We start from the raw sequence: 17,211 nt of genomic DNA on the forward strand, positions 1-17,211 counted from the left end.
TCCGGCAGGCCTGTTGCGTCTACGTTCTGCCGCATGAGGGAGCTGATGCGCTGGGAGTCCGACGACGGGCCCGTCGTCGTGGAGATGGACTCGCGGGACGTGGGCTACCGGTCCGTCTCGCGCCGGGACGACGACGGGGTCCGGGAGGTCGAGGGCCGCTTCGAGTCGGCCCTCGGCAATGTGCGCGGCGCCGCGCTCTCGGCGCTCCGCACGTTCCGGGAGCAGGCGCTCGACCCGGACGGGATCGAGCTGGAGTTCGGCGTGAAGCTGAGCGTCGCCGCGGGCGCCGTCATCGCGAAGACCGCGGCCGAGGGGCATCTGACGGTCAAGCTGACGTGGTCGAAAGGGGGCGCCCCAGGGGGCGCGGAAGGCGCGGCGCGGGGCGAATAATGGCGGACATGCACTGGCGTGCCCGCATCCACGCGGTCGGCGGCGGCCCGCCGTTGGGAGCGGGCGTGCTGGTCGACGGCGAGCGGGTGATCACCTGCGCCCACGTCGTCGACGGCCACGCCGAGGTCCGCGTGGCGCTGCCCGGGGACGGCGGCGAGGAACCGGCGCGCGTCGTGTGGACGGGCGGCTGGCGCGCCCTCGGCGACCCCGGCGACATCGCGGTGCTCGCGCTCGACCGCCCGGTCCGCGCGGCGCCCTGCGCCCTCGCCCCCCTCGGCGCGCTGCGCCCGGACCGCGGCCGCCCCGCCCACGTGCTGCGCGCCCTCGGTTTCCCCGAGGGCCACGAGCGCGACGGCACGTACGTCACGGTGACCACCAGCGCCGACCGGCAACTGCACGGCGAATGGCTGGAGCTGGACGTCGACAAGGCCCATCTGCGCCGCCTCGACGAGGGGTTCAGCGGCGCCGGGGTGTACGACCCGGTGAGCGGCGAGGTCGTCGGCATCGTCACCGACGCGGAGCTCAGGGACGAGCGCGGCGGCACCCAGGGCCGCATGCTGCCCCTCGACGCCGTGCGCCGCCACTGGGAGGGCCTGGACGACCTGCTGCCCCTCGACTGGATGGAGCCCGCCCCGCGCCGCGAGCTGCGGGCCGTCCTCGACGGCGGCGAACTGGCGCCCGCCGCCGTGGCGTTGGCGGTGCGCCAGGCCTTCCCGACGTTCCTGCGGGAGCTGCCCGCCTTCCGGTCGGCCTGGCACGCCGTGCGGTACGTCGCCGAGGAGCTGACCGGCGAGGGCCGCGTCGAACGGCTGCTGCGCGAGCTGCGGGACCACGCTCCCGGCGGCGTCGCCGCCCGCCTCACCGCCTGGACGCGGCGCTGGCAGCCGGACGACGCCGGGCGCGGCCCGGCCGCGGCGGCCGTGCGCACCGGGTCCCTCATGGTCCGGGTGGAGCCGATGACGAAGGCCAAGAGCCTGGACCTGTCCGTGTGCGCCCTCGTCGACGGGGTCCCGGTCGGCCGCGCGGGGCCCGTCCGCGTCCGTCCCCAGCAGCTGCGGACGAAGGTCGAGGCGCTGCTCGCCGCGCAGGTCGGCGCCGTCGCCGACTTCGACTGGATCGCGGAGTTCGTCGTGCCGCAGGGACTCATGGACGAGCCCTTCGAGGAGTGGCTGCTGCACGAGCCCGGCGCGGCCCGCCCCCGGGCGCTGCGCGCCGTGCCCGTCGTGGTCCGCCACACGGACCGCCTCAAACCCCTCATGGTCTGCCGCTTCACCCGCGAGCGCTGGGAGACCGTGCGCGCCCGCGGCGAGACCCGGCCCAAGCCCGTCGCCTGCTCCCTGACGTGGAACTACCAGGAGTTCTACGACTGGCTCGCCGGCCAGGAGCAGCTGTGCGCCCTCGCCTACGCGGCGACCCCCGGCGACGCCTGGCTGTCGGCGGCGCTCGACATCGGCATGCCCATCATGCTGTGGCGGCGGCGCGACTGCGGCGGCGGGGGCCACGCGGACTGTGCGTCCGCCGCCTTCCTCGACCGCCTCACCCGGGCGGTGTCCGGGCTCGACCCCGACCGGCTCCCGTACGAGGTCATGAAGTTGCGCAAGGAGGCCCGCTCCCCGGAGCGGGGCGGCGACGGCCACTGCGGACACCGCCTCGCGCTGTTCTGGGACGACCCGGAGCGCAGGCCCGACCCGCCGCTGGCCATGGGGAACAAGGAGAGGGGCTGAGGTGACCGCACACCCGTCGCGCGCCTGGCACGTCTACACCGGCGGCCGCACCCCGCACGACCGCGTCGACCTGCTGCCCGACCCGCCGCCCTGGCGGCGCTTCACCGGCGGCCCGCCGCTGCCCGCCCCGCCCGGCGACAGCGGCAACCGGCACGCGGCCGTCAGCTACCGCCCCGGCGCCGACGCCGTCCGCCAGGTCAACGCCGCCCTCTATCTGCGCAGGCCGCTCCTGGTCACCGGCGCCCCCGGCACCGGCAAGTCGTCCCTCGCCTACGCCGTCGCCCACGAACTCGGCCTCGGCAAGGTCCTGCACTGGCCCATCACCAGCCGCGTCACCCTGCGCGAAGGGCTGTACGCGTACGACCCGCTGACGCGCCTGTACGCCGCCGGGCGCGCCCGCGACGGGGCGGCGGGCCCCGAGCGGGCCGACGACATCGGCGACTACCTGCGCCTCGGCCCGCTCGGCACCGCCCTGCTGCCCTACGCCCGCCCCCGCGTGCTGCTCGTCGACGAGATCGACAAGAGCGACATCGACCTGCCGAACGACCTCCTCACCATCTTCGAGAAGGGGTCGTACGAACTCGTCGAGCTGGCCCGGCGCGCCGAGCCCACCGCCGAGGTGATGACGGCCGACAGCACCACGGAGCGGGTGGAGATCCGCGACGGCACCGTCACCTGCCGGGCCTTCCCCTTCGTGGTCATGACCAGCAACGGCGAGCGCGAGTTCCCGCCCGCGTTCCTGCGCCGCTGCGTGACCGTCGACCTGAAGCAGCCCGCCACGGTCGAGGAGCTGACCGCGATCGTCGGCGAACACCTCGGCGGGGTCGTGGGCGACGCCTCGGGCGCCCTGCCCGAGGGCGCGCACGACGTCATCCGGCGCTTCTTCGACCGGCGCGGCGGCGGTCTGCTCGCCAACGACCAGCTTCTGAACGCCGTCTACATGTGCCACCACGCGGCCTTCAGCGAACCGCCCGGAAACGTGGCCGAGCTGGCCGACCAGGTCGCCCCGTACCTGAGCAGCGAGGCGACGGACCCCGATGACGCTTGACCGGCTGCGCGCCACGCTGGAGGCCCTCGGCCCGCCGGTCACGCCCCTCGAACTCGCGGAGATGCTGTGGCTCGCCCGCACGCTGCCCGCGGCACCCGAGAGCCCCGAGAGCACGGACGGCCCCCGGCCGCGTCCGGGCGGGCCCCGCCTGTCGCCGGACGCGCCCGCGGCGGGCGGCGCGGACGGGCGGGCGCCCGGGCCGCGCCCTGGGCCGGAGCACCCCGAGGGGGCGCCCGCGGCCGGGGACGGCCCGGAGGCGGCGGCCGCGGAGCCCGGCGGGAGGCCCCTGCACCTGCCGCGCGGCCCCGCGGGGCCCGGCACGGACGCCGACGACGTGCTCGTGCCCGCCCCGCAGGCGCTGCGCCACGAACTCGCCCTCCAGCGCGCCCTGCGCCCCCTCAAGCGGCGCGTGCCCGACGCCCGCCACCGCGTCCTGGACGAGGACGCCACCGCCGCCCGCGCGGCCGAGGACGCCACCGCGGCCCGCGCCGCCGGGCGCGCCGGGCGCCGCCCCTGGGTGCCCGTCCTGGTGCCCGCCGACTGCCGCCCGCTGCGCCTGGCCCTCGTCGTCGACACCGGCTCCGCGATGGCCGTGTGGCGGCCGCTGGCCGGGGAGTTGCGGGCCGCGCTCCAGCGCACGGGCGCCTTCCGCGACGTCCGCCTCTGGTACGTCGCCGACCTCGGCACCCGCGTCGGCCTGCGGCCCGCGCCCGGCCGCCCGGCCGTGCCCCCCGCCGCCGCGGTCGACCCCACGGGCCGTCAGCTCACCCTGGTCCTCAGCGACTGCTCCGGCCCCCACTGGTGGGCCGGGCGCGCCGGACAGGCCCTGTACGCCTGGGCGCGGCGCGGGCCCACAGCCGTCCTCCAGCCGCTGCCCGAACGCCTCTGGCGGCGCACCGCCGCGCCCACCGTGCCCGGCAGGGCGACCGCCGCGCGGGCCCACGCCCCGAACACCGCGCTCCGCTTCACCCCGCACCACGGCCGCGCCCGCCGCCCCGCCGGGGCCCTGCCCGTGCCCGTGCTCGAACTCGCGCCGGAGTGGCTCGCCGACTGGGCCGCCCTGGTCGCGGCGGTGGGCGACCGTCCCCGCGACACCGCCGTCACCTACGCGGCCGCCGCCCCGCCCGTCCTCGCCGAGCCCCTCGCGGAGGAGGGCGACCTGCCGATCGCCGAGCGCGTCCTGCGCTTCCAGCTCGCCGCGTCCCGCACGGCCGCCGACCTCGCCGCGCACGTGGCCCTCTCGGTGCCCGCGCTCCCCGTGATGCGCCTCATCCAGCAGCGCGTCACCCCCGGCTCCCGGCCGAGCGACCTCGCCGAGGTCCTGCTCAGCGGCCTCCTGGAACCCGTCGACCTGGAGCGCGGCCGCTACGACTTCGCCCCCGGCGCCCGCGCCGCCCTCATCGAGACCCTGCCGCGCCCCGAGTCCCTGGCCGTCACCGACCTCCTCACCCGCCTCGGCGAGGAGATCGAGTCCCGCGCGGGCTCGGCCGCCCGCTCCTTCCGCGCGGTGGTCCCCGTGGCGGACGGCCGGGGCACCCGTCACCTGGGCGCGGCGGAGCAGCCGTTCGCGCTGGTCAGCGAGGAGGCGCTGGAGGTGCTCCGGGGGGCGGCGATCCGGGTGGCCCAGCGGCCGGCGGCCCCTGCCCCGGTCATGAGCGTGCGCACCACGTCGCTGGAGATATACGACGAGGAAGTGACCGAGTGGTTCCTCGCGTCCGGCGGGGTGTCGGCTCCGCCGGGCCTGACCAATCTTCCTCCCGCGAAGCCGTTCGTGGGCCGGGCCGCGGCCCTCCAGCGCCTGGACGACGACCTGTTGGCTCCACGCCCGTGGACGGACGGCCCGCACGCGGTGGTCGTGTCGGGAATCGGAGGATCGGGCAAGTCGGCGCTGGCCGAGTGGTGGGGAGCGAGCGACGCCGTCCGCGCGGCACTGAACCCGGTGTGGTGGCTGCGCGCGTCCTCCCCGGCCGAGGGGCTCGCGGAGCTGGCCCGCGCCCTGCGGCCCGCGTCCTCGGACGTGACGCGGGAGGAGGCGAGCGAGTGGGCCGTCGGCTGGCTGGCCGCACACCACGACTGGCTGCTGATCCTCGACGACGCGGAGAACCCGGCCGACGTCCGTGCCCTGCTGGAGCGCCTGGGCACGGGCGGCCGGGTCCTGGTCACCAGCAGACGGGCCGACGGCTGGGAAGGCGTGGGGCCTGTTCTGGAGCTGACGGGCATGGAGCCCGCTGAGGCCGTCGAGCTGCTCCGCGCCCACCTGGGGGCGGACGTCCTGGAGGGCGACGCGCGGAGTGTCGCCGAGGCGGTCGGCCGCCTCCCGCTCGCCCTGGCGGTGGCCGTCCAGTACATGGTGAGGGAAGGAGTGTCCCCCGCCGAGTACCTGGTGTTCCTGGAGCGCACCCGGGCCGGGCGGAGCGAGGACCGCCCCGACGTCGCAGGTACCGTCCGCGCGGTCCTGCGTGTCGTGGACGAGACGACGGCACGCCGCGTCATGAGCGTCCTCGCCTGGCTGGCCCCCGAGCCGGTCCCGCTGAGCGTGCTGTCCGGCATCGGCGGTACCGCCGCGCTGAACCATGCCGCCGAAACATTGGCGTGGCTCGGCCTCATCGACCGTGACGGCGACACGCTGCGCATCCACCCGCTGGTGCACGAGGTCCTCAACGAGCCGGACGAGGACGGCTCGTGGAGCAGCCCCGCGGCCCTGCGGGCGGCACGGTCCGATGCCACGGCCTGTCTCGACGGCGCGCTGCCGGGCGACGCCGAGGATCCCGCGACCTGGCCGCGCTGGCAGGCCCTGCTGCCGCACATCGACCACCTGGCGGAGTCGGTCGCGCCCGAGGACGACGACGTGGACTTCGCGCACGTCCTGGAGGCGGCGGCGGAGTTCGTCATCGGGCAGGGCCGGGCGGAGCGTGCCGTCGCCCTGCTGGAGCGCGCGGAGGCGGGCAGGGAGCGCGGCCCAGGGATCGGTTCGCCGGAGAGCCTGCGGACGACACGGCTGCTGGTGAACGCGCTGCGGCGGGCGGGCCGCCTGCCGGAAGCGCTGCGGCGGTGCGAGACCGCGCGCTGGCTGCCCGTCCCGAACGACCCCGGAGCCCTCCTGGACGTCCTCCTGCTGCGGGTCGAACTCGCCTCGCTCAAGAACGAGGTGGGAGAGACGGGCGCGGCGAAGGAGCAGTTCGCGAAGTTGCGCACGTCGGCGTTCCGCGCCCTCGACAGGGAGGCGTCCCCCCACCTGGTCCTGCCCTGTGCGGCCATCGCGGACCTGGCGCTGAGCCTGGGGGACCCGCACGGGGCGGTGCGGCTGTACGAGACGACCCTGGCCGCCGCGCGCCGGGAGCTGGGGGAGGACCACCCGGACACCCTCGCCGTCCGGGGCCGCCTCGCCGCCGCCCTGTACGCGACGGGGGAGCGGGGCCGAGGATCCCGCGAGGGCACGCGCGTGCTCGTCGACCTCACCCGTGTCTTCGGTGCGGACCACCCCCGGGTGATCAGCGCCCTCAGCGACGTCGCCCACGCCCTGGAGGGTGCGGAGGAGACGCTGCCCGACGCCGTCAACGCGTACCGCGAGGCCCTGCGGCGCAGCCGGACGGCGCGCGGCGAGACGCACCCGGAGACCCAGCGCCTGTGGAGCCACCTGGTCGACGTCGAGGCGCGGGCGGGGAACCCGGAGAGCGCGGTCGAGGCGGCGAAGGAGTGGCGGTCCGTGGTGGTCGAGGCGCTCGGCCCCCGGCACCCCGCCACCCTGCGCGCGTCCGCGTGCCTGGCCCACGTGTACGGGGCGAACGGCGCGTGGAGCCTGGCCATTCCGCTGTACGAGCGCACGCTGGACCTCCAGCGCGAGGTGCTCGGCGAGGACGCCCCGGAGACCTGGGAGTCCTACGACCGCCTCGCCGCGCTCTTCGCGCAGGTGGGCGACGTGGACCGGGCGCTGCCTCTGTACGAACGGGCGCTGCGTGTACGGCGGGAGACCCTGGGGGACGAGCACGAGGAGACCCTGGCCGCGCTCGACCGCACGGCCATCGCGCTGCTCGGCGCCGGACGCCACGACAAGGCCCTCGCGCTGCTCGACCGGGCGCTGGCCCTGCGCCACCGGGCGCTCGGTGACGGGCACCCCGACGTGCTCAGGACGTACGGCTATCTGGGATACGCGCACCTGGAGGCGGGGGACCCCGCGCGGGCCGTCGCGACGTACCGCGCCGCGCTGCACGGCTGCGCCGAGCAGTTCGGGGCGGCGGACCCCCGCACCGTGGCGATGACCAGGAACCTCGTCGACGCGCAGCTCTCCGGAGGCGATCGCGCCGGGGCCGGCGAGGTCCTGGAACACGCGGTGGCCGCCCTCGCGCCCGCGCTCGGCGCGGACCACCGCGACGTCCTCGCCCTCAAGGACGAACTGGCCCGTCTGCGCCCCCGGGGGAGAGGGGGCGCGGACGGGCCGTGACGGGGCTCGCGCGCGTCAGGCGACGTGGAAGTCCGCCGGGTCGGGGCCGAGCCGCCGGTCCTCGTTCAGGGCGCTGATCGCCGCCATGTCCTCCGGGTCGAGCTCGAAGTCGAACACCGCGATGTTCTCGGCGATGCGGGACGGGGTCACCGACTTGGGGATGACCACGTTGCCCAGCTGGAGGTGCCAGCGCAGGACGACCTGGGCCGGGGTGCGGCCGTGCTTCTGGGCGATCGCGACGATCGCCGGGACCTCCAGGAGGCCCTTGCCCTGGCCGAGCGGCGACCAGGCCTCGGTGGCGATGCCCTGCTCCGCGTGGTACTCGCGGGCGGCGCGCTGCTGGAGGTGCGGGTGCAGCTCGATCTGGTTCACGGCCGGGATCACCGACGTGGCGTCGATGAGGCGCTCCAGGTGCTCCGGCAGGAAGTTGGAGACGCCGATCGACTTGGCGCGGCCCTCCGCGTGGATCTTCTCGAAGGCCTTGTACGTGTCGATGTACGTGTCCTTGTCCGGCATCGGCCAGTGGATCAGATACAGGTCCACGTAGTCGAGGCCGAGCTTGTCCAGGGACGCGTCGAACGCGCGGAGCGTCGCGTCGTGGCCCTGCGCGCTGTTCCAGAGCTTCGTCGTGACGAAGAGCTCCTCGCGGGCGACGCCCGAGGCCGCGATGGCCTTGCCGGTGCCCGTCTCGTTCTCGTAGACGGCCGCCGTGTCGATGCTGCGGTACCCGGATTCCAGGGCCGTCGCGACCGCCCGCTCCGCCTCGTCGTCCGGCACCTGCCAGACGCCGAAGCCCAGTTGGGGCATCTCGATGCCGTTGTTCAGGATGATCGGGGGGACCTTGCTCACGAGCTCTCGATCCTTATGCGTCGTCGGGTGGTACGTCCATGGTCAACGATCAGGAGCCGTGCCGCATTCCTGGCGGGGGATCCGGGACGCACAGCGGCAGGTACGGGTCGTGGCGGCCTTTGGAGAATGGCCGGATATAGCTCCGACCTCATCGGTCCGAACCATTGACCGCGTCCCGTCATGCCGCGACTCTGTTGCACGTCACTGAACGCAGGCCATCCATGTGAACACCCTACGCACACCGGTGATGGTGTATCCCAGTGGCTCCTGAATCCCCCACTTCTTCAGGAAAGGCAGGACACGCCCATGAACAGCCACGACACGCAGACGTCGGAGCTTCCCCCGGGCCCGGCCGACCGCACGGCCTGGCAGACTCCCGAGTACACGGTCGTCGAGACCTCGCTCGAGGTCACCGCGTACCGCCTCGCCGACCGGTAAGCACGGACCGTGCTGCTCCAGGTGCTCGGCACCGCGGCGGGCGGCGGGCTGCCCCAGTGGAACTGCGCGTGCCCCGGCTGTTCCGGGGCACGCGCCCACCCCGAGCGCCGCCGCCGCCACGCGTCGCTCGCCGTCCGCGCCAGCCCGGGCCGCTGGTACCTCGTCAACGCCACCCCCGACATCGGCGAGCAGATCGAGGGGTGCCCCGATCTGCTGCCCGACCCCGCGGCCGACGTCCGCCGCTCCCCGCTCGCCGGAGTCCTGCTCACCGACGCGGAGCTCGACCACACCCTCGGCATCGCCCGGCTGCGGGAGGCCCGCGATGGCGTGGCCGTGTGCGCCACCGCGCCGGTGCGGTACGCCGTCCGCGAGCGGCTCGGCCTCGACGCCGTGCTCGGCCCCTACACCACCGTCCGCTGGCGCGAGCTGACCGCCGCGGCCGTGCCCCTGGAGGAGGGGGCCGAGGTCGCCGTGAGCGCGGTGCCCGTTTCGGCCAAGCGCCCGCGCTACGCGGCCGGCGCCACCGGGCCCGGGGCCGAGGGGGACGCCTGGTCCGTCGCCCTGCTCCTGCGGGACACCGGGACCGGCGCCACCGCCCTGTACGCACCGGCCGTCGCCGCCTGGACCGACGCCTTCGAGGAGGCCGCCCGCGCGGCGGACCTCGTCCTCGTCGACGGCACCTTCTGGGACGACGAGGAGCCGCTGCGGGCCGGGTTCTCCCGCACCACCGCCACCGGGATGGGCCATCTGCCGATCACCGGTCCGGGTGGCACCGCGCACCGGCTCGCACGCCTGCCGGGCCGCTGTCTGTACACGCATCTGAACAATACGAACCCCCTCGGGGACCCCGGCGCCGAGCAGCACAAGCAGCTCGCGGAGCGGGGACTCGACGTCGCGGCGGAGCGGATGGTGATCGAGCTGTGAGGACGGCCACCCAGGACGACACGAGGCCGGACGGCACGAGGCCGGACGGCACGAGGATGGATGGAACGAGGCCGGACGGCGCGGTGCCCGACGGCACGCGGCCCGGTGAGCGGGAGCCGTGGACGCCCGACGAGCTCACCGAGCGGCTGCGGTCCGTCTCCGCCGAGCGCTACCACGACCACCACCCCTTCAACGTCCGGATGCACGACGGCGACCTCAGCCCCGGCGAGCTGCGCCGCTGGATCGCCAACCGCTTCCACTACCAGCGCCACATCCCCGTCAAGGACGCCCTGATCCTGGCCAAGTTCGACGACCCGGCCGTGCGCCGCGGCTGGCTGCGCCGGATCCGGGACCACGACGGCGAGCGCCCCGGCGACGGCGGCATCGAGCGCTGGCTGCGGCTCGGCGAGGCGGCGGGCCTCGGGCGCGACGAGCTTCAGGACGCGTCGCGGGTCCTGCCGGGGGTGCGGCTCGCCGTCGAGGGATACGTCAACTTCTGCCGTCTGCGGCCCGCCCTCGACGCCGTGGCCGCCTCGCTCACCGAGCTGTCCGCGCCGGACCTGATGCGCACCCGGATCGCCGCGTTCGAGAAGCACTACCCGTGGATCGACGCCGACGGGCTCGCCTACTTCCGCGGCCGGGTGGAACAGGGCGGCCGCGACGGACAGGAAGCGCTCGGCCTGGTCCGCGCGTGGGCACGCACCCGGGAACAGCAGGAGCGGGCCGTGGCCGCGCTCGCCTTCAAGTGCGACGTGCTGTGGTCGCTGCTCGACGCCGTCGACCGCGGCCCCGCCGGGGCCCCCGCGAAGGAGTGAGCCGCCGTGACCGATCTCGTACGACTCGACTGGCGGCCCGTGCTCGCCCGCTCGGTGCTGCTCCGCCACGACCGGGTGCGCGGCGTCGACCTGCTCGTCCTGCCCGAGCGGGTGGTGGTCCTGCGCGGGGCCGCCGGGAGCATCGTGGCGCTGTGCGACGGGGAGCGCGACGTGGAGGCGATCGTCGCGGAGCTGGCGCGGCGCCACCCGGCGGCGCCGGTCGCCGCCGAAGTGCCGGTCTTCCTCGAACAGTTGCGGGACGAGGGGTGGCTGCGGTGACGGCCGCCGCACCACAGTCCGCCCCGGCGCCACAGCCCGCCCCCGGGCCGCCCTCCGCGCCCGAGCCGCGCCCGGACTCCGTACCGCCTTCGCCCCCGCCCCCGGAGCCCCCCTGGGCCCTGCTCGCCGAGCTCACGCACGGCTGTCCGCTGCGCTGCTCCTACTGCTCCAACCCGACCAAACTGGTTGGTCGGTCAGCGGAGCTGTCCGGTGCCGAGTGGGCCGACGTCTTCCGTCAGGCCGCTGACCTGGGCGTCGTCCAGACCCATCTGTCCGGCGGCGAGCCGCTGTTGCGCCGCGATCTGCCGGGCATCGTGGCCGCCGCCGACGGCGCGGGGATCCACACCCAGCTCGTCACGAGCGGCGTCGGTCTGCACGAGGCCCGGCTCGCCGCCCTCGTGGCCGCGGGCCTGCGCAGCGTGCAGCTGTCCGTGCAGCACACCGACCCGCGCGCCGCCCAGCGCATCGCCGGGGCCCGGGCGTCCGCCGCCAAGGAGCGGGCGGCCCGCGTCGTCCGCGACGCCGGACTGCCGCTCGGCCTGAACGTGGTCCTGCACCGCGCCAACCTGGACGCGCTCGACGCCCTCGTCGAACTCGGCCTGGCCTGGGGCGCGGAGCGCGTCGAGCTCGCCAACACCCAGTTCTACGGCTGGGCCCTGCGCAACCGCGACGCGCTCCTGCCCCACCCCGAGCAGGTGGCCCGCGCCCGCCGCACCGTCGAGCGGTGGCGGGCCGACCTCGCCGGGCGCATGGAACTGGTGTGGGTGGCCCCCGACTACGTCGACGCGACCGCCAAGCCCTGCATGGGCGGCTGGGGCGCGGTGTCCCTGACCGTCGCGCCCGACGGCACGGTCCTGCCCTGCCCGGCCGCCGCCGAGCTGCTCGGCGCGGCCGCCCCCAGCGTGCGGGAGCGGCGGCTCGACTGGATCTGGCGGTCCTCGCCCGCCTTCACGCGTTACCGGGGCGAGGCCTGGATGCCCGAGCCCTGCCGCTCCTGCGAGCTGCGGACCGTCGACTTCGGCGGCTGCCGCTGCCAGGCGTACGCCCTGACGGGAGACGCCGCCCGCACGGACCCCGCCTGCCGGCGCTCGCCCGACCACGGAATCGTGCGGGCCCTCGTCGACGCCGCGCGCGGGCCCGCGCGGGCCGCGGGCGGCTACGCCTACCGCGAAGGAGGATCATGAAACGTTCCGCCCTGTCCGTGGCGGCGTGCGCCCTCGCCCTGGCGGGCCTGGTGGGGACCGCCCCCGCGGCCCCGGCCGCCGCCCCCCGGACGCGTGCCGCCGATGACTGGTCCGTGGCCCTCGTCGAGTCCACCACGGCCCGCCACACGCCGACGTCCATCGGCGGCTGGTCGTACCCCGTCGGGCTCTACCTCTACGGCCAGTACCGCACGTACCTGCGCACCGGCGACGCGCGCTATCTGACGTACGTGAAGGCGTACGTCGACCGGTTCGTCGACCAGGACGGGAACACCGCGCAGAAGTTCAGCAGCCTCGACAGCATGCAGGCGGGGCGGCTCCTGGTGATCCTGCACCACGAGACGGGCGAGGACCGCTACCGGATCGCCGCGCGCAGGATCCGGGAGCGTCTGACGTCCTATCCGCGCACGTCCGACGGCGGCTTCTGGCACGCCGACACCGCGAGCCGCGCCCACCAGCTCTGGTCGGACGGCGTCTACATGGTGACTCCGTTCCTCGTCGAGTACGGCGCGGAGTTCGACGACGAGGCGTACACCGACCGCGAGGCCGTCGAGCAGCTGAACACCTACGCCCGCCACCTCCAGGCGGACAACGGCCTGTTCCAGCACGCCTTCGACGAGTCGCGCACCGCCGCCTGGGCCGACAAGGAGACGGGGCGCGCCCCCGAGCAGTGGTGCCGGGCCGTCGGCTGGTACGCGATGGCCGCCGTCGACGTCCTCGACGCCACGCCCGAGGACGGGCCGGGCCGCGAGGAGCTCCTGCGCACCGTGCGGAAGCTCGCGGCGGGCATCGCGCGCGCCCAGGACCCGGCCACCGGCCGCTGGTTCCAGGTCGTCGACAAGGGCGGCCGGGAAGGGAACTGGACCGAGACGTCCTGCTCCAGCATGTTCACCTACGCCCTCTCGCGCGCCGCGGAGAAGGGCTACGTCTCCGCGTCGTACCGCGAGGCCGCCCGGCGCGGCTACCGGGGCGTCCTGGCGAAGATCTCGCGCGGCGCCGACGGTCTGACCCGTCTGACCGACATCTCCATCGGCACGAACGTCGGCGACTACGCCTTCTACGTCGCCCGGCCCCGCCAGACCAACGACTTCCACGGGCTCGGCGCCTTCCTGCTGATGAACGAGCAACTGCGGAAGCAGGGGTGAGCCGGGCATGACCCCGTCACGAAGGGCCTTACTGGGCGCGGCACTCGGCGCCGGCGCGGGCGCCGCCGCCACGGCCGCCGGAGCGCCGCCCGCCGGGGCGGCGGGCGCCGCCGCATGGCAGCTGCGCTGGGCGCCGTCCGCCCGCGAGGTCGGGACCCGCGCCTTCGAGACCCTGGAGGACGACCGCGCCGACTCGCACCCCGAGGCCGCGCCGCACATCTCCGCCGAGGGCGACACCTTCCGCTTCGCCATCCACACCGTCGACCGCGACACCAGCACCGACCGCCAGCGCCAGGAGGTCACCGGCTGCCGCACCGGCGACACGTATCTGAAGTGGCGGCGGGGCGAGACCTGGCGGGTCACCTACCGCATGTTCCTGCCGAGTTCGCTGCGGGCGACCACGACGTTCACGCACATCATGCAGATGAAGCAGCCCGGCACGGGCAGCGCGCCGCTCGTCGTGCAGTCGCTGCGCCGCTCCGGCGGCGACCAGACCGTCGAGCTGAAGGTCTTCGGGCAGGACGTCCTCGTCGGCCGCACGGATCTGGAACCGCTGCACGACCGGTGGACCGACGTCGACTTCCGGATCACGATCGGCGACGGTTCGGCGGGCTCCGTGCGCTGGATCCTCACGAGCGGCGGTACGACGGTCATCGACCGGGAGGCGTCCGGCGTGGACACCTTCCTCGCCGACCGGGTGCGGCCCAAGTGGGGCATCTACCGCTCCCTCGGCGACACCTCCGGCGCGATCCGGGACACCTATCTGCTCCTGTCCGACCTGCGCGCCTACCAGCTCGTCTGACGCGTCGCACCCGGCATCTCCCACCCCCCCGGCCCACAGGAGGCACCCATGCACGGCACTAGCAGGCCGACCGCCCGGAGCGTGGCCCTGGCGGCCACCGCCGTCCTCACCGCGGGACTCGTGACCCACGCCCCCTCGGCGGTGGCCGCGCCGCCCGCCCCGGCCGGTGCGCCCACCGGCGTCAAGACCGTCTCCAGCGGCTGGACCATACCGTGGGGCACCTCCTGGCTCCCCGACGGCAAGTCCGCGCTCGTCACCGAGCGGGACGACTTCCGCGTCTGGTCGGTGTCGGCCGACGGCGCCACGAAGAAGCAGCTCGGCACGGTGCCGGAGGCGCAGACCACCGGCGGCGAGGGCGGCCTCATGGGCGTCGCCGTCGACCCGCAGTGGGCGTCCAACCACTACGTGTACGTCATGCACACCGCGGCCGAGGGCAACCGCATCGCCCGCATGACCTACGACGGCTCCTCGCTCGGCGGCTACACGGTCCTGGTCAAGGGCATCAAGAAGGCCAAGTACCACAACGGCGGCCGCCTCGCCTTCGGCCCCGACGGCTTCCTGTACGCCACCACGGGCGACGCCCAGGACCGCAACCTCGCCCAGGACAAGAACTCCCTCAACGGCAAGATCCTGCGCCTGACCCGGGACGGCGAGCCCGCCCCCGGCAACCCCTTCGGCACGCTCGTCCACAGCCTGGGCCACCGCAATCCGCAGGGCATCGCCTTCGACCCGCAGGGCCGCCTGTGGGAGGCCGAGCTCGGCGACGCCACCAGGGACGAGCTGAACCTCATCAAGCCCGGCAAGAACTACGGCTGGCCCACCTGCGAGGGCACCTGCAACGTGTCCGGGATGACCAACCCCAAGCAGACCTGGGGCGTTGCCGAGGCCTCGCCGAGCGGCGTCGCCGTCGTGGACGGCGCGGTCTACATGGCGGCGCTCAAGGGCGAGCGCCTGTGGCGCATCCCCATCAACGCCGACAACGAGAACGTCGGCTCCGCCAAGGCGTTCTACGTCGGCCAGTACGGCCGCCTGCGGGCGGTGACGACCGTGCCCGGCGCGAAGGCGCTGTGGCTGTCCACGACCAACGCCGACAACAACGGCGGCGAGCCGGACGGCGCGGACAAGATCCTGCGCGTCTCGATCGGCTAGCCCGCGAGCACCGGCGGGCCGTCAGGAGCACACCGGCCGTCAGGGGTACAGCGCCGCGACCTCGTTCGCGTACGCCTGCTCGATGGCCTTGCGCTTCAGCTTGAGGGAGGGCGTGAGCAGGCCGTGCTCCTCGGTGAACTGGTGCGCCAGGATCCGGAACGTCCGGATGGACTCGGCCTGCGAGACCAGGGTGTTGGCGGCGACCACCGCGCGCCGCACCTCGGTCTCCAGGTCCGGTTCGCGCACCAGGTCGGCCAGGGCGAGCGGCGGCTTGTCGCGCAGGGCGAGCCAGTGGTCGACGGCCTCCGCGTCCAGGGTGACGAGCGCCGCGACGTACGGGCGGTCGTTGCCGACGACGATGCACTGCGCGACCAGCGGATGGTCGCGCACCCGCTCCTCCAGCTGGGCGGGGGACACGCTCTTGCCGCCGGAGGTCACCAGGATCTCCTTCTTGCGGCCGGTGATCGTGAGGTAGCCGTCCTCGTCGAGGGCGCCCAGGTCTCCGGTGGCGAGCCAGCCGTCGTGCAGGGCCGCGTCGGTGGCCTTGGGGTCGTTGAGGTAGCCCTGGAAGACGTGGGGGCCGCGCAGCCACACCTCGCCGTCGTCCGCGATGTGCACGGTCGTGCCCGGAACGGCCTGGCCGACCGTGCCGTAGCGGGTGCGCTCGGGCGGGTTGGCGGTCGCGGCGGCCGAGGACTCGGTGAGGCCGTAGCCCTCGAAGACGGTGACGCCCGCGCCCGCGAAGAACAGACCGAGGCGCCGGTCCATGCCCGAGCCGCCGGACATCGCGTGCCGCACCCGGCCGCCCATCGCCTCGCGCACCTTGGCGTACACGAGCTTGTCGAAGAGCTGGTGCTGCATCCGCAGGCCCGCCGAGGGGCCGGGCCCGGTGCCGAAGGCCTTGGCCTCCATCGCGTCGGCGTACTTCACGGCCACCTCGACGGCCTTGTCGAACGGGCCCGCCCTGCCCTCCCGTTCGGCCTTGCGCCGGGCCGCGTTGAAGACCTTCTCGAAGACGTACGGCACGGCGAGGAAGAAGGTGGGCCGGAACGCGGCCAGGTCCGGGAGCAGCGCCGCCGCGGTCAGGCTCGGCTGGTGCCCGAGCTTGACCCGGCCGCGCACCGCCGCCACCTGCACCATGCGGCCGAAGACGTGCGCGAGCGGCAGGAACAGCAGCGTGGACGGCTCGTCGCCGCGCTTGGAGTGGAACACCGGCTCCCAGCGCCGGATGACCGTGTCCACCTCGAACATGAAGTTCGCGTGGGTGAGCACACAGCCCTTGGGGCGGCCCGTGGTGCCGGAGGTGTAGATCACGGTGGCGACGGAGTCGGGCGTGACCGCGCGGCGGTGGCGGTGCACCACCTCGTCGTCCAGGTCGCGGCCCGCCTCGCCGAGCTCGCGCACCGCGTCCTCGTCGAGCTGCCACAGACAGCGGAGCAGCGGCAGGCGGTCCACGACCGAGCCGATCGTCATCGCGTGGTCCTCGTGCTCGACCATGGCCGCGGTGACCTGCGCGTCGTGCAGCATCCACAACACCTGCTCGGCCGACGACGTCGGGTAGACGGGGACGACCTGGGCGCCGACCGTCCACAGGGCGAAGTCGAACAGCGTCCACTCGTAGCGGGTGCGGCACATGATGGCGACCCGGTCCCCGAAGCGCACACCCCGGGCGAGCAGGCCCTTGGCGAGCGCGAGGACCTCGTCGCGGAACTGTGCCGAGGTCACGTCCCGCCAGCCGCCGTCGGGGCCCTTGCGCCCGAGCACGACGCGGACCGGATCCTCCAGGGCATGGTCGAAGACGGAGTCGGCAAGGCCGCCCACCTTGGGAGCCGACGCCAGGGGAGGGTTCGTGAACTCGCGCAATGGTGCTCCTTGTGGCGCTCCGCACAGCGCCGGTGACGGTACCCCACCCCAGTCCCTTCCGGGAGGGGGGTGGGGAACGGGCCCATGGGCACGATCGTCACAGGTCAGCTGGTGAAATGCGGCCACAAGGGGAAGGGCCGGA

Annotated in this window: 14 protein-coding genes; 12 read left to right on the plus strand and 2 right to left on the minus strand. The window is 74.8% G+C overall.

Going from position 1 to position 17,211, the window contains the following annotated elements:
• Positions 1 to 33 precede the first annotated feature (33 nt).
• From C9F11_RS32610 to C9F11_RS32625, 4 genes are read left to right on the plus strand one after another with little or no spacing between them, the layout of a single operon-like run.
• Positions 34 to 390, plus strand: a complete 357-nt coding sequence (locus C9F11_RS32610; protein ID WP_138962627.1) for a CU044_2847 family protein — start codon at positions 34 to 36, stop codon at positions 388 to 390.
• Positions 391 to 398: 8 nt separating this feature from the next.
• Positions 399 to 2,114, plus strand: coding sequence for a trypsin-like peptidase domain-containing protein (locus C9F11_RS32615; protein WP_171075895.1), 1,716 nt, complete (start codon positions 399 to 401; stop codon positions 2,112 to 2,114).
• A gap of 1 nt (position 2,115) precedes the next feature.
• Positions 2,116 to 3,162 (plus strand): MoxR family ATPase, encoded by a 1,047-nt coding sequence (locus C9F11_RS32620; protein WP_138962629.1) that lies wholly within the window; start codon positions 2,116 to 2,118, stop codon positions 3,160 to 3,162.
• Complete coding sequence (locus C9F11_RS32625) at positions 3,152 to 7,603, plus strand: tetratricopeptide repeat protein (RefSeq protein WP_138962630.1); 4,452 nt, start codon at positions 3,152 to 3,154, stop codon at positions 7,601 to 7,603. Before C9F11_RS32620 ends, C9F11_RS32625 begins: the two co-directional genes overlap by 11 nt.
• 15 nt (positions 7,604 to 7,618) lie before the next feature.
• Here the strand turns inward: C9F11_RS32625 and C9F11_RS32630 are convergent, their stop codons facing one another.
• Positions 7,619 to 8,410 (minus strand): aldo/keto reductase, encoded by a 792-nt coding sequence (locus C9F11_RS32630; RefSeq protein ID WP_138967275.1) that lies wholly within the window; start codon positions 8,408 to 8,410, stop codon positions 7,619 to 7,621.
• Between the two features lie 348 nt (positions 8,411 to 8,758).
• Here C9F11_RS32630 and pqqA point away from each other — a divergent pair, with 348 nt between their 5' ends.
• The 8 genes from pqqA to C9F11_RS32670 are packed head-to-tail and all read left to right on the plus strand — an operon-like array spanning position 8,759 to position 15,206.
• Entirely contained in the window at positions 8,759 to 8,890 is a 132-nt protein-coding gene (gene pqqA / locus C9F11_RS32635) for a pyrroloquinoline quinone precursor peptide PqqA (RefSeq protein ID WP_138962631.1), read from the plus strand.
• A 9-nt stretch (positions 8,891 to 8,899) separates the two neighbouring features.
• Positions 8,900 to 9,814 (plus strand): MBL fold metallo-hydrolase, encoded by a 915-nt coding sequence (locus tag C9F11_RS32640; protein ID WP_138962632.1) that lies wholly within the window; start codon positions 8,900 to 8,902, stop codon positions 9,812 to 9,814.
• A 56-nt stretch (positions 9,815 to 9,870) separates the two neighbouring features.
• On the plus strand, positions 9,871 to 10,629 hold the full coding sequence (gene pqqC, locus C9F11_RS32645) for a pyrroloquinoline-quinone synthase PqqC (RefSeq protein WP_138962633.1): 759 nt from the start codon (positions 9,871 to 9,873) through the stop codon (positions 10,627 to 10,629).
• Positions 10,630 to 10,635: 6 nt separating this feature from the next.
• On the plus strand, positions 10,636 to 10,908 hold the full coding sequence (gene pqqD, locus C9F11_RS32650; RefSeq protein WP_138962634.1) for a pyrroloquinoline quinone biosynthesis peptide chaperone PqqD: 273 nt from the start codon (positions 10,636 to 10,638) through the stop codon (positions 10,906 to 10,908).
• Positions 10,905 to 12,092: a pyrroloquinoline quinone biosynthesis protein PqqE gene (gene pqqE, locus C9F11_RS32655; RefSeq protein WP_138967277.1), complete on the plus strand. Its 1,188-nt coding sequence runs from the start codon at positions 10,905 to 10,907 to the stop codon at positions 12,090 to 12,092. Before pqqD ends, pqqE begins: the two co-directional genes overlap by 4 nt.
• Positions 12,089 to 13,255 carry a glycoside hydrolase family 88 protein gene (locus tag C9F11_RS32660; protein ID WP_138962635.1) on the plus strand — a complete coding sequence of 389 codons (1,167 nt, stop codon included), beginning with the start codon at positions 12,089 to 12,091 and terminating at the stop codon, positions 13,253 to 13,255. The genes pqqE and C9F11_RS32660 overlap by 4 nt, the downstream gene beginning before the upstream one ends.
• Before the next feature lie 7 nt (positions 13,256 to 13,262).
• Positions 13,263 to 14,057, plus strand: coding sequence for a Tat pathway signal sequence domain protein (locus C9F11_RS32665; RefSeq protein ID WP_138962636.1), 795 nt, complete (start codon positions 13,263 to 13,265; stop codon positions 14,055 to 14,057).
• Positions 14,058 to 14,105: 48 nt separating this feature from the next.
• Complete coding sequence (locus C9F11_RS32670; protein WP_138962637.1) at positions 14,106 to 15,206, plus strand: PQQ-dependent sugar dehydrogenase; 1,101 nt, start codon at positions 14,106 to 14,108, stop codon at positions 15,204 to 15,206.
• A 39-nt stretch (positions 15,207 to 15,245) separates the two neighbouring features.
• On the opposite strand, the gene C9F11_RS32675 is transcribed toward C9F11_RS32670, so the two are convergent.
• Positions 15,246 to 17,069 (minus strand): AMP-dependent synthetase/ligase, encoded by a 1,824-nt coding sequence (locus tag C9F11_RS32675; protein ID WP_138962638.1) that lies wholly within the window; start codon positions 17,067 to 17,069, stop codon positions 15,246 to 15,248.
• Positions 17,070 to 17,211: the final 142 nt, after the last annotated feature.

It is taken from the genome of Streptomyces sp. YIM 121038 (assembly GCF_006088715.1).
Taxonomy (GTDB): domain Bacteria; phylum Actinomycetota; class Actinomycetes; order Streptomycetales; family Streptomycetaceae; genus Streptomyces.